Raw genomic sequence first — 13,144 nt, forward strand, 5'->3', positions numbered from 1 at the left:
ACGTCTTCATAGAGAGACGAAAGAACAAGCCAAACACACTTCGCTTGCTCCCGTAATCACCCAGTGATTCGTGGAAATTAAGACTAAAGCCCGTCCTCTGTGATGGGCTTTACTGTATCTCAGCATTAGTACATCAATATTGGTATCTCCACCTGACAAGCAATCGTCACTCGATATAACCAACGAAAACACAAGCAAAGCTACCGTTACCACGCAATGAGCTTTACACTTAACCAGCGTCTCAATAGGTGAAAATATGGAACTCATTCTCTCTCTGCTGCAACAAACCTGTGTTTACTTAGTAATTGCTTACATGCTAAGTAAAACTCCACTGATTCTCCCTTTGTTGAGCATCTCTTCACGCTTAAGTCATAAAGTCAGCTGTTATGTTCTGTTTTCTCTGTTCTGTATTATGGGCACCTATTTTGGACTACAGATTAATGACGCGATAGCCAATACGCGCGCGATGGGTGCGGTCATGGGTGGTCTATTTGGCGGCCCTGTCGTTGGCTTTGCCGTCGGCTTTACTGGCGGTATTCACCGTTACTCATTAGGCGGCTTCACAGACTTGGCTTGTGCTATTTCCACCACCGCTGAAGGCTTGATTGGCGGCCTATTGCACGTTTATCTCGTCAGAAAGAACAAAGCGAGCCAGCTGTTTAATCCATTGGTGGTTTTCTCTGTTACCTTGTTTGCAGAGATTATTCAGATGCTAATTCTGTTAGCGGTCGCGAAACCATTCGAGCAGTCCTACGCTCTGGTTTCTGATATTGCCGCGCCAATGATCATTGCTAACTCAGTGGGTGCGGCGCTGTTCATGAGCATCATCCAAGATCGGAAAACCATCTTCGAGAAGTATTCGGCAACTTTCTCACGCCGCGCATTAACCATCGCCGAGCGTTCAGTGGGTATTTTGCATGGTGGATTCAATTCGGATAATGCGCAAAAAATCGTGCGGATCATTTACGAAGAGACTAACGTTGGTGCGGTGGCGATCACCGACCGAGAAAAAATCCTAGCGTTCATCGGGATTGGTGATGAACACCATATTCCGAACACCCCTATTTCATCGCAGAGCACGCTCACTTCGATGGAGCAGAACGACATCATCTACCTTGATGGCAAAGAGAATCCATACCAATGCTCCCTTTCGCAGGATTGTAAGTTAGGCTCCGCGCTAATTATCCCGTTAAGAGCAGGAAACGAAGTCATCGGGACCATCAAACTGTATGAGCCAAAGTTGAAACTATTCTCGACCATCAATATGTCGATGGGGGAAGGTATCGCTCAGCTATTGTCGAGCCAGATCCTGTTTAGTAATTATCAACAACAGCAAACGCTGCTTACCCAAGCAGAAATAAAACTGCTGCACGCTCAAGTGAACCCACACTTCTTGTTCAATGCGCTTAACACCATCAGTGCCGTGACACGTCGCGACCCAGATAAAGCTCGGGAGCTAATTCAGCATCTGTCTCACTTCTTTAGAAGTAACCTGAAGCAGAACATCAACACTGTAAAACTCAAAGATGAACTGGCACACGTGAATGCGTATCTAACCATAGAGAAAGCACGCTTTACCGATCGATTAGAAGTGGAATGGGATATCGACCCACAACTGTACGAGTCGCAACTGCCAAGCTTTACCCTACAACCGCTAGTAGAAAATGCCATCAAACATGGGATTTCTAACATGCTGGAAGGTGGCAAAGTGAAGATCTATAGCGAGGCTTTCAAGGGTGGGGTCAAGTTGACCGTTGAAGACAATGCAGGCAACTATCAAAAGCCTTCTCAAGACCATGTCGGTTTAGGGATGGAAATTGTTGATAAACGACTCACTAATTTCTTTGGACAAGATTCAGCACTAAAAATAGAATCTCAACCACAGCAATTCACTCGAATGAGCTTTATCATACCTATACTAAAATAAAGGTATTTTCGGAGACGAATCGCTCCGAGTTGAAACATTTAGAAGCCGACATTTAAAAGATAAGCGTGAATCAAGCAGGGATAGAACCAAGATGAAGATTGTAGGATGTTAAAGGCATTAGTTGTCGATGATGAGCTTTTTGCTCGCGAAGAACTGATTGAACTACTGACCGAAACCGGAGAAGTGGAAATCATCGGCCAAGCAAGTAACGCGATCGAAGGACTTAAACAGATCAATCTGCTCAAGCCTGATGTGGTGTATTTGGATATCCAAATGCCGCAGGTTACCGGGATTGAACTGTTAAGCATGCTTGATCCAGATACCATGCCTTACGTGGTATTCGTCACTGCCTACGACCAATATGCAATTCAGGCATTTGAAGATAACGCTTTTGACTACCTACTCAAGCCGGTTGAACCTTGTCGATTAAACAAGAGTGTTTGTCGTCTGAATAAGGTCATCAAGCAGAACCACAAAGCGCCGGAACAAGACATCTCTGCCATTGCTCCTTGCCGTTTAGAACAGATCCCATGTATCGGCCATAACCGCATAGTGATTATGGCAAGCCAAACAGTCGAGTGCGCTTATTCGGATATCAGTGGTGTGCATGTTCGTAGCTCCTCACAAACGGCGACCTCACAGTTAACGCTCAAGATCTTGGAGGAGAAAACCGATTTGATCCGTTGTCATCGACAATATTTGATCAACATAAAATCAATCCAAGAGATCAAACTGTTGGAAAATGGATTAGCGGAGATCATCACACTGACTGGTTTTGAAGTGCCTGTCAGCCGCCGCTACCTCAAGACACTGAAAGAGCTACTCGGTCTCCAGTAACCCGTTAGAAACTCGACAACCGGCTCCAAAGCACGATCAAAAAAGCCAACGCATCAACGTTGGCTTCCTGCTGTTTACAAATCAATAGTGTTTACAAATCGATAGTGTTTGCGAATTGATAGAGTTACGAATCGATCTTGTCACACATCAATAGTGATTAGTCGACTTGCTTAATCTGCAGCTCTTTCGGTACTTCGAAGAACATGTTCTCTTCACGACCTTGAATCTCTTCAACCTCGGTAGCACCCAGCTCACGAATACGATCTAAGATTTGGTTTACCAACTCTTCAGGAGCAGAAGCACCGGCTGTTACACCGATTTTCTTTTTCCCTTCAACCCATTCAGTTTGAATGTCTTCAGGGCAGTCTGTTAGATAACCTGGCGTACCGAGCTTCTCAGCTAGCTCTTTTAAACGAGTTGAGTTCGATGAGTTCTTAGAACCAACAACTATCACCACATCAACATCACCGGCCATCTCACGAATTGCGTCCTGACGGTTTTGAGTCGCGTAGCAGATGTCGTCTTTACGTGGGCCTTGGATCTCAGGGAACACACGGCGTAACTCTTCAATCACATCAGCAGTTTCATCAACGGACAATGTGGTTTGGCTAACGTAATGCAAGTTACTCGGATCGTTCACCACTAAGTTCTGTACGTCCTCTGGTTTCTCAACCAAGTACATTCCACCGGTTTTGCTAGCGTACTGACCCATGGTGCCTTCCACTTCAGGGTGACCCGCGTGACCAATCAGTACTACTTCCATATGCTTGCGGCTCGCACGAGCAACTTCCATATGTACTTTAGTTACCAATGGGCATGTTGCATCAAATACCGTGAGTTCACGCTCTTTCGCTTCTTTACGAACCGCTTGAGAGACACCGTGAGCAGAGAAAATTACGATGTTATCGTCTGGCACTTCACTCAGTTCTTCGACAAAAATAGCACCACGCTGCTTGAGCCCTTCAACAACAAAGCGGTTGTGTACCACTTCATGACGAACATAGATCGGTGGCTGGTACATTTCGAGTGCACGCTCAACAATACTGATCGCACGATCGACACCGGCACAAAAGCCACGAGGGTTAGCTAACATTATTTTCATTTCATTGCTCATCATTTACCGCGGTACTAAGGTTGCTTCTATAGAGTTCGCTGTCAGCGAGGCTCGCATTCTACAGTGAAGCGCCTAGACAGTGAAGCTCTGGGTTACATCACAGCTGTAAGGTGATGTTATTCAACCGTCAAGATAGCGATTCTAAAGTTAAGATAGCGATTCTAACGCTAAGATAGTTAGTCCACTGCTAAGATGTTGACGTCAAACGTAACGTCTTGGCCTGCTAATGGATGATTAAAATCAACCGTCACTGAATCACCCGCGATCTCAGTGATAATACCTGGGATTTCCATACCATCAGGACCTGAGAAAGCCATAATAGTGCCAACTTCGACTTCAGAATCGCCAACAAACTTAGCACGATCCATATGATGGATATGATCTGGATTTGGCATACCAAAGGCGTCTTGCGCCTTCAATTCGATAGACTTTTCAGTCCCCGTTTCAAGACCAATCAGGCACTGTTCAAAGTTCTCACTTAGGCTGCCATCACCCATAACGAACTTCGCAGGCTTACCCATATTTTCGGTGCTATCGGCAACTGAACCATCCTTCATTTTAATCGTAAAATGTAGAGTTACTGCTGAATCATTTTTAATTGCTGCCACGTTACTTTCCTTAGATTTCTTTATTATTTGAGGATGCGCTGTGCTTTGCTTCCTTGTTGACTGAAGCATAAAAAAAAGCGCCGTCGGAATCAACCGACAGCGCTTAGGGCTATTCTATTCTGTGAGTCATAGACTGACTTTAGGGCAATCTATTTAAAAGCGATTTACTTAATACTCATTAATGCCTGAGTCGCCTATTTACTTTCATCTTTCTTGCGAAAGCCATCTAAGATAATCATCGCAGCACCGATACAGATCCCCATATCAGCCAAGTTGAATGCAGGCCAATGGTAAGTACCCCAGTAGAAATCTAAGTAATCGACAACAAAGCCGTGTACTACTCGGTCAAATACGTTACCAACAGCGCCACCAATGATGATCGCATAAGCAATGTTATTCCACTTCTCTGCCGCAGGTAGTTTACTCATCCAGTATGTCAGCATACCCGTTACCGCAAAGGCGATACCAGTAAACAACCAACGTTGCCAGCCACTCTGATCGCTCAGAAAGCTAAATGCTGCACCATAGTTATGGACATACAAAAAGTTAAAGAATGGTAACACCTCAATACGGTTTGCCCAGCCATAACCCATATTGTCCATAACGAATAGTTTGATGCCAATATCTGCAAGGAAGACCAACAGAGCCAGCCATAACCAACGCACACCAGATTGTTTTAACGAAACTTCACTCATTTCTATTCCTAGTATTTACGAAGCCAGTACCCATTTAATCATCCTGTTTAAGGGATGATGAGCACTCAACTCGGTTAAACACATTTCCTATAATTAAAAATAACCCCAGTTGATACTGGGGCTATGATTTTTACAAAAAGTTCAGTCTTTCTCTGAGTCGTTATGCGTATTTACGCACTTCGCCTTCACCGTCGATGTTCGACACACAACGACCACAAATTTTCTCGTGACCTTCGATTGTGCCTACATCTGGAGTGTGGTGCCAGCAACGGTCACACTTCTCAGCTTCAGTTGCTGCAACTTCAACGTATAGGCCTGCAACGTCTGTCGCTTGAGACGTATCAGACTTGTCGCTAAGCGGCTTAACAACAGCAGCAGAGGTGATAAGTACGAAACGTAGCTCATCTTCTAGCTTGTTGATTTTAGCAGCCAGTGCGTTGTCAGCGTATAGAGTCACTTCAGCCTGCAATGCACCACCGATCGTTTTCTCTTTACGAGCATCTTCAAGAAGCTTGTTCACTGCGCCACGAACTGACTGGATTTCAGTCCAGAATTCGTTGCTTAGCTCTTCGTCGTCAGCAAGACCAAATAGGCCTTCGAACCACTCGCCTGTGAATACAAACGTGTCGCGTTCGCCAGGCATCTCGTTCCAGATTTCATCTGCAGTGAACGACATGATAGGCGCCATCCAACGAACTAGAGCTTCTACGATGTAGTAAAGCGCCGTTTGACAGCTACGTTGAGCATGGCTGCCCTGTTTCGCTGTGTACTGACGGTCTTTAATTACGTCTAGGTAGAAAGAACCCATTTCGATAGAACAGAACTGCATTAGACGTTGAGTCACACCGTGAGTGTTGTACTCACCGTATGCTTTAACGATCTCTTCTTGTGCAGCTTGAGCACGGCCAACAGCCCAGCGATCAAGTGCGACCATTTCTTCAGCAGGAACTAGATCCGTTTCAGGGTTGAAACCGTTCAAGTTCGCTAGGAAGAAACGAGCCGTGTTACGAATACGACGGTAAGCATCAGCAGAACGCTTAAGGATCTCGTCAGAAACCGCAACTTCGTTAGTGTAATCCGTAGAAGCAACCCATAGACGTAGAATATCTGCGCCTAGCTTGTTCGTTACATCTTTAGGAGCAACAACGTTACCGATAGATTTAGACATCTTACGGCCGTTACCATCAACCACGAAACCGTGCGTTAGCACTTGCTTGTATGGTGCTTCGTCTTTCATCGCGATAGATGAAATCAAAGATGACTGGAACCAGCCACGGTGTTGGTCAGAACCTTCAAGGTAAAGATCAGCACTGTGCGTTCTTTCTTCATTCGGGAAGTTGTACTCTTCACGAGAATCCACAACAGAGAAGTGCGTTACACCTGAGTCGAACCATACGTCTAGCGTATCAAGTACTTTCTCGTACTTGTCAGCGTCTTCAGCACCCATTAGTTCAGCAGCATCTACATCCCACCAAGCTTGAATGCCTTTTTCTTCCACAAGCTTCGCTACTTTTTCAATAAGTGCTGGGCTATCTGGGTGAAGTTCTGATGTTTCTTTATGAACGAACAGAGCAATTGGCACACCCCAAGTACGTTGACGAGAGATACACCACTCAGGGCGACCTTCGATCATACCTTCGATACGGCTTTGACCCCATTCAGGCATCCATTCAACACTCTTCGTTGACTCTAGTGCTTTTGCACGTAGGCCAGCTTGATCCATAGAGATGAACCATTGTGGTGTTGCACGGAAGATGATTGGAGTTTTGTGTCTCCAACAGTGTGGGTAGCTGTGCTCGTAAGCGTGGTGATGCAGTAGTGCACCTTTCTCTTTTAGAACTTCTAAAACAGAATCGTTCGCTTTGAATACATGCTGACCAGCAAATAGCTCAGTATCTGGCAGGTAAACGCCGTTTGAGCCTACTGGGTTAGCGATTTCTAGGTCGTACTTCTTACCAACCACGAAATCCTCTTGACCATGACCAGGCGCAGTGTGAACCACACCAGTACCTGAATCCGTTGTAACGTGGTCGCCAAGAACAGCAGGAACAGTAAAGTCGTAGAACGGGTGATTGAACTGAGAAAGCTCAAGATCAGCACCAGTCGCAAAACCAAGGTTATGGAAGTGCTCGATACCTGTACGATCCATTACGTCTTTTGCTAGTTCAGAAGCAACAACGATACGTTGAGCTGGCTGTTCGCCATTCGCTTCAACTTGGATAAGTACGTACTCAAGATCATCACGTAGACATACTGCGCGGTTAGCCGGCAGAGTCCAAGGTGTTGTCGTCCAGATAACGATAGAGATTTCGCCCTGACCCGCGTGACCTTCAGCTAGAGTAAATTTCTCTAGAAGCGCCGCTTCGTCAGCTGCTGTAAATTTCACATCGATAGATGGAGAAACTTTATCTTTATATTCAACTTCAGCTTCAGCCAAAGCAGAACCACAGTCAGTACACCAGTGAACTGGTTTGAAACCTTTAAGAAGGTGACCTTTGTCTGCGATTTTGCCTAGAGAACGAATGATGTTCGCTTCAGTGCCGAAATCCATAGTGCGGTAAGGTTTATCCCACTCGCCCATGATACCAAGACGTTTGAAGCTCTCTTTCTGACCTTCAACTTGGCCCGCAGCGTACTTACGACACTCTTCGCGGAATTCAGCAGCCGAAATCTTCTGACCAGGCTTACCTTTCTTCTTCTCAACCATTAACTCGATTGGAAGACCGTGACAGTCCCAACCTGGGATGTACGGTGCATCAAAACCAGAAAGGGTCTTAGATTTGATAATAATGTCTTTAAGAATCTTATTCAGCGCGTGGCCAATGTGAATGTCGCCGTTCGCGTATGGAGGGCCATCATGCAGCACGAAAGATTTTTTACCTTTCTTTGCCTTACGGATTTCACCGTAAAGGTCTTCTTTGTACCAACGCTTAAGCATTTCTGGTTCACGATTTGCCAGATTGCCACGCATTGGGAACCCTGTTTCTGGTAAGTTCAGGGTATCTTTATAATCACTCATCGATTCTTAATTCCGTTATATTGGGCGAAGTTAGACATTATGTTAATCGGTGGAATCATCCGACTAATTCTTTAGCTGAAGCAGCCACACCCTTGCGGCTTCAGCATCCAATTCTATTTGATTCTTTAGTGCGTCGAACGATTCAAATTTTATCTCGTCGCGCAGTTTGTGCAAAAGTCGTACTTCTAACTGTTTACCATATAAATTGGCTTTAAAGTCAAAAAAGTGCACTTCTAATTGCTGCCTTACACCATTAACCGTTGGTCGTTGTCCAATATTAGCAACGCCACCGACAGGAACACCGTCGATATCCAATGCTTCAACAACATACACTCCCGATACAGGAGAAACACAACGTTTTAATGGAATGTTAGCGGTAGGGAAACCGATAGTTCTCCCTAATTTACGACCATGAGACACACGACCACTAATACTGTAGTCACGCCCTAACATGGTAGCACTTGCAGCCAAATCATCGACCGCTAGTGCATTCCGTATCTCAGTACTGCTTACTCGTAATTGATTTAAGCAATAGCTTTGGGTGCTTACCACCTCAAAACCATATTTTTCACCCGCTTCTTTAAGCATCGCGAAATTACCTGTTCGACCTTTGCCAAAGCAAAAATCGTCACCAACCACTAAGAATTTCACACCAAGCTTATCAACCAAAAGATCCTTAATGAATGCTTCTGCGGATAAGCTTGCAAAATACTGATTGAAATTCACACACAACAACCGACTGATATCTAGCTTACTCAGTTGCACATATTTATCTCGTAAGCGAGTTAAACGTGCTGGCGCTTTACCTCGGGCAAACAGCTCCATAGGCTGTGGTTCAAACGTCATGACAACAGAAGGGAGCCCTAATGCTGCAGCTTGTTTAGAAACCTGACTCAGAACCTCTTGATGTCCTAAATGAACACCATCGAAGTTACCTATGGTTAATACACAGCCATGATGCTGCGCTTTAATATTGTGTATACCTCGGATCAGTTCCATTATGATCAGCTAAAACCTGTTATTTGCATCATTTATTGTGTGAAACCGACGGATTATATACTAATCAGTATTAATCTGTCGCTGCTTTTAAATGTTTTACTCGGATACCTAAAATCAGTACCGAAACAATATAAACAAAGCCACCAAGTCCAATCAAGCCTGTTAATGTCAGCGCTCTCTGGCTAAAGCTCCATTCAAGCCAATGTTGCATATTATCCAACTGCCATAAAATCGCCGCGACCATCACTACGCCAGAGATAATCAATTTGGCACTGAACAACAAGGTTGTCTTAGATAATTGATACACACCAGCAAGATGTAATCCACGATACAACAAGGCCATATTCACAAAGGCAGACAATGCCGTCGCTATCGCCAAACCAACATAACCATAGAAATACGCAAAAATCGCGTTGAACACCATGTTGGTGACCATGGCGATAATACCGTACTTCACAGGGGTTTTAGTATCTTGGCGAGAGTAATAGCCCGGAGCTAACACTTTAATCAGCATGAAGTTAAGCAAACCCGATGCGTAAGCAACCAATGACATTGATGCTTGCTGTACATCATGTGGCGAAAACTCACCACGCATGAAGAGCACCATCAGCATCGGCTTAGCTAACACTATCAGGCCTAACATCGCAGGAATGCCAAGCAGCAACACCATACGCACACCCCAGTCCATTGTGTGCGCAAACCCTTCACCTTGAGCTTCAACGTGTTTACGAGACAAAGCAGGAAGAATGACAGTCGCAATCGCAATACCGAATAGACCTAGTGGGAATTCAAGCAGTCGGTCTGAATAATACAACCAACTGATCGAACCGGTCGCTAGGAAGCTAGCAATAAAGGTATCAAACAATAAGTTAATTTGGCTGACCGATACACCGAACAGAGCTGGGATCATTAGCGTGCGGATCTTTACAACGCCCGGATCTCTCCAGCCCCACTTCGGCTTAACCAGAACACCCGCTTTTATCAAGAAAGGCATTTGGAAAAGAAATTGGACTAAACCACCAAGAAACACACCGATTGCCAAGCCAATTTCAGGCTGTTCTAAATTAGGAGCAAGAAACCAAGCACAAGCAATGATCATTACGTTCAAGAAAACAGGTGTAAAAGAGGAGACGGCAAACTTACCTAATGTGTTAAGAATGGCACCAGATAAAGCAACAAAGGTAATAAACCATAAATAAGGAAAGGTAATCTTGAGCATAAAGCTCGCCAGCTCAAATTTAGGGGCTGCTGGGCCGTCATTCAACCAGTCGATAAACCAACCTGCACCAAACATCGCAGTGATCACACCCGAGCCCAAGACTCCGATAACGGTCACTATAGACACTAAAACCCCGAGCGTACCCGACACTTTAGCAATTAAATCTCGTGTCTTATCTTTATCACCTGCGGCGTGATATTCTGTTAATACAGGAACAAACGCTTGAGAAAACGCACCTTCTGCAAAAAGTCGACGTAAGAAATTAGGAATTTTATTAGCGAAGAAAAATACGTCGGCACTCGCTCCTGCTCCCATCAAATTTGCTACTACTACATCACGTACTAGCCCCAACACACGGGAAACAAAAGTCATTGCACTGACAATCAGGCCTGACTTTAATAGTCGTTTACTCACAGAAACCTCTGACACTGGTTGATTACTTTCAAGCAAGGATAAATACTATCCTGTCCTTAGAAGCATAATTATTAGCATTGGTCTAAAAATGCTGTTAGAATCCCCGCCATCTTAACCGCGATGACCTTTCCATACCAAAATTTGTTTTGGCTGAGATTGGTTTTTGCACAAATCATTTGACAATTAAGCGCCTATGAGGGATAGTCCTCGCCCTTAAATTGTCACCGAACTAAGTTTTTGGGAGTTAGACCTTGGCAAACAGTAAATCTGCTAAGAAGCGCGCTATCCAAGCTGAGAAACGTCGCCAGCACAATGCTAGCCGTCGTTCTATGATGCGCACTTACATGAAAAAAACTATTGCAGCTATTGAAGCTGGCAATAAAGAAGCTGCAACTGCTGCTCTTGTAGAAGTTACACCTCTTCTAGACCGCATGGCGACTAAAGGCCTTATTCATAAGAATAAAGCTGCACGTCATAAGTCTCGTTTCGCTGCTGCAATCAAAGCTCTTTAATAGAAATTTGATTACAACGCAAAACGAAAAAAACCGGCCTCGGCCGGTTTTTTTATATCTAAATTTTGAGTAACACAGCGATTTTTCTTACTGAACATTACTTAGCTTACTTAAAAGCACGTGGTTTGCCGACAGATACCAGCTTACTACAAGATATATCGCTGACCGATAGACAACTAAGCATATAAAAAACAGACAAGAAAATAGATAAATAGGTAGGTAGGTAAATAGATAGGCACTAACATTCGACATGAAATACTGACACTTCCTTGTGTCATTCTATCACTGATAAGAAATCCCCCTCCTACCAGCAATAAGCTACTTGCAGTAAATACCATGCAGTAGGTTAATCATCGCTTTTACTTCTTCACTGCTCAATGTGTAATACACAGTTTGAGCTTCTTTGCGAGTTTCGACCAAACCATCTCTTCTCAACCACGCAAGGTGTTGAGATAAAGCAGACTGACTCAGTTCCAACTTACCACACAACTCCCCAACCGACAGCTCAGTACCATGTAATAGGCACAAGATCTGTAAGCGACGCTCGTTGGCCATGGCTTTGAGTAGAATCACAGCTTGTGCTGAGTTCTTCTCCATCTCTTTTAAGTTCATAGTTTGGCTCCCTACAACCTTTACGCCAACTACGGGCTATCAGTATTTCCGGCATATGGTAGGGTTATGATAATCGATATCAATTCATTAACAAACAATCTCACTCGAACAATTTGCTAAAATCTGCGTCACATACATTTTTTACTGCTGGATGTTGGATCATCCTCTCAGCAAATATGACGTAGTACTCCTCTTTTAACTCTTCAATACCACCCAACAACTGTAGTGATGTGTCTTCTTCAACTTCAGACATATAGAGTGTGGGAGCTAAGAAAATGGCGTCATGATGATAACGAGCAAAGGCTTTCATCAATGCAGCATCATCAAACTCACCTAAAATATCAGGCTTAAGCCCTTGTCTATCGAACCATTGCAGAACTTTACGCCCCATAGAAGTTCGGCTGCCCGGGATTAACAGTTTTCTTTCTTCTAATACAGCGGGGAAACTCACGTCTTCGACACTGCCTGAACAGAAAAAACTCATACCACTCTCGCCTAGTTTTTTACTAAACAAGCCTGGGCTTTGGCTAGAATCAACAGGACAATCAGATAAGATCATATCAAGCTTATGTTGAGAGAGTTGTTCCAAAAGCATTTCATGGGTAGATTCAAAGCAGCGTAAATGAATACTGTTATCTGAAGGGATGGTCGACATCAGAACTTTGCTGACGAGCCTTTTGGACAGAGCATCCGCAACGCCAACATCAAACAAAATATTTGAGTGTTGGCTGTAATTCACAATATCCAGCATTTCATAACTCAAACCAAACATACGGTCTGAATACTTAAATACCAACTGACCCAGCTCAGTCGGCTCAACGCTGCGCCCATTCCGCTTAGTTAACTTGCCATCCATACGCTCTTCTAACGCTTTTATCTGACCTGTTACCGTTTGTGGTGTTAAAAATAGAGCTTCTGCAGCTTTAGTGACAGAACCTTGTTTGCAAACCATCCAGAAGTAATAAAGGTGGTTATAGTTGAGGTGCGACATAGATGTGCCGTAATGAAAGAGTCGATACCCTGTTATACCAAATATGACACTCCCACTCAACAAACTCGGAAAAACCTAACCTAAACACCCATTACCACTTATTTTATCGAAGTGTGTGATTTCATAATGTAATATTAAGGCGATTATTTTCAATTTTTTTCTAACTTTTAAGATCTATATCACTCATTAAAATCACC

Annotated in this window: 11 protein-coding genes; 3 read left to right on the forward strand and 8 right to left on the reverse strand. The window is 44.1% G+C overall.

From position 1 onward, the window contains the following. Positions 1-256 precede the first annotated feature (256 nt). Together AC3CHU_RS13380 and btsR are read left to right on the forward strand one after the other, a co-directional pair. Complete coding sequence (locus tag AC3CHU_RS13380) at positions 257-1,927, forward strand: LytS/YhcK type 5TM receptor domain-containing protein (RefSeq protein WP_488524724.1); 1,671 nt, start codon at positions 257-259, stop codon at positions 1,925-1,927. A 105-nt stretch (positions 1,928-2,032) separates the two neighbouring features. Further along, positions 2,033-2,764, forward strand: a complete 732-nt coding sequence (gene btsR, locus AC3CHU_RS13385; protein ID WP_004735051.1) for a two-component system response regulator BtsR — start codon at positions 2,033-2,035, stop codon at positions 2,762-2,764. 157 nt (positions 2,765-2,921) lie between these two features. On the opposite strand, the gene ispH is transcribed toward btsR, so the two are convergent. The 6 genes from ispH to murJ all read right to left on the reverse strand — a co-directional run bounded on the left by ispH (position 2,922) and on the right by murJ (position 10,832). Next, complete coding sequence (gene ispH, locus AC3CHU_RS13390) at positions 2,922-3,878, reverse strand: 4-hydroxy-3-methylbut-2-enyl diphosphate reductase (protein WP_054548384.1); 957 nt, start codon at positions 3,876-3,878, stop codon at positions 2,922-2,924. Between the two features lie 176 nt (positions 3,879-4,054). Continuing rightward, on the reverse strand, positions 4,055-4,486 hold the full coding sequence (gene fkpB, locus AC3CHU_RS13395; protein ID WP_012603277.1) for an FKBP-type peptidyl-prolyl cis-trans isomerase: 432 nt from the start codon (positions 4,484-4,486) through the stop codon (positions 4,055-4,057). A 194-nt stretch (positions 4,487-4,680) separates the two neighbouring features. Beyond that, positions 4,681-5,181 carry a signal peptidase II gene (gene lspA, locus AC3CHU_RS13400; protein WP_004735054.1) on the reverse strand — a complete coding sequence of 167 codons (501 nt, stop codon included), beginning with the start codon at positions 5,179-5,181 and terminating at the stop codon, positions 4,681-4,683. Between the two features lie 160 nt (positions 5,182-5,341). Continuing rightward, entirely contained in the window at positions 5,342-8,200 is a 2,859-nt protein-coding gene (ileS, locus tag AC3CHU_RS13405) for an isoleucine--tRNA ligase (protein ID WP_488524725.1), read from the reverse strand. Between the two features lie 63 nt (positions 8,201-8,263). Then, positions 8,264-9,199 (reverse strand): bifunctional riboflavin kinase/FAD synthetase, encoded by a 936-nt coding sequence (gene ribF, locus AC3CHU_RS13410; protein ID WP_017077722.1) that lies wholly within the window; start codon positions 9,197-9,199, stop codon positions 8,264-8,266. Between the two features lie 70 nt (positions 9,200-9,269). Further along, a complete protein-coding gene (murJ, locus tag AC3CHU_RS13415) occupies positions 9,270-10,832 on the reverse strand; it encodes a murein biosynthesis integral membrane protein MurJ (RefSeq protein WP_065207270.1) in 1,563 nt (520 codons plus the stop codon). 251 nt (positions 10,833-11,083) lie between these two features. Here murJ and rpsT point away from each other — a divergent pair, with 251 nt between their 5' ends. Next, a complete protein-coding gene (gene rpsT, locus AC3CHU_RS13420; RefSeq protein WP_012603273.1) occupies positions 11,084-11,344 on the forward strand; it encodes a 30S ribosomal protein S20 in 261 nt (86 codons plus the stop codon). A gap of 318 nt (positions 11,345-11,662) precedes the next feature. Here rpsT and AC3CHU_RS13425 read toward each other — a convergent pair whose 3' ends face one another. Together AC3CHU_RS13425 and nhaR are read right to left on the reverse strand one after the other, a co-directional pair. Beyond that, on the reverse strand, positions 11,663-11,956 hold the full coding sequence (locus AC3CHU_RS13425) for an ArsR/SmtB family transcription factor (RefSeq protein WP_004735028.1): 294 nt from the start codon (positions 11,954-11,956) through the stop codon (positions 11,663-11,665). Between the two features lie 100 nt (positions 11,957-12,056). Further along, positions 12,057-12,947 carry a transcriptional activator NhaR gene (gene nhaR, locus AC3CHU_RS13430; RefSeq protein WP_017072875.1) on the reverse strand — a complete coding sequence of 297 codons (891 nt, stop codon included), beginning with the start codon at positions 12,945-12,947 and terminating at the stop codon, positions 12,057-12,059. Positions 12,948-13,144: the final 197 nt, after the last annotated feature.

The organism is Vibrio sp. QJM3NY_39 (assembly GCF_057785895.1).